Source organism: Pseudoalteromonas sp. 19-MNA-CIBAN-0066 (assembly GCF_040308705.1).
In the GTDB taxonomy this organism is placed as follows: Bacteria; Pseudomonadota; Gammaproteobacteria; order Enterobacterales; family Alteromonadaceae; genus Pseudoalteromonas; species Pseudoalteromonas nigrifaciens.
Window position 1 is genome coordinate 1 of the sequence record NZ_JBEONZ010000365.1, and the last position, 244, is coordinate 244.

The 244-nt window shown below is 41.8% G+C and carries 1 protein-coding gene; it reads right to left on the reverse strand.

Going from position 1 to position 244, the window contains the following annotated elements; translation table 11 throughout:
- Positions 1–244, reverse strand: a 244-nt coding sequence (locus AAEZ18_RS19460; protein ID WP_352256091.1) for a hypothetical protein, incomplete at both ends; no start/stop codon positions are given.

The window sequence follows — 244 nt, forward strand, 5'->3', positions numbered from 1 at the left end:
TATTAGTGCTACCTGCTTCATCTGAGTTTGTTAACTGTGCTTCGCGCTCTGCATTTGTTTGCTCTTGCTGCTCGTCTGATAACTCATCAGTTAGCGCTTGCTCTAAAATATCTTCGTCAAACTCAACATCTAAGTCAGAAAAATCGTCTTCTAAACTATCTAAATCATTATTTTCAGAAAGCGCATTTGATAAGTCTTGCTCAGCTTGGCTGGAAGCGACTCCCTGCGCCTCACCGTCTAAATC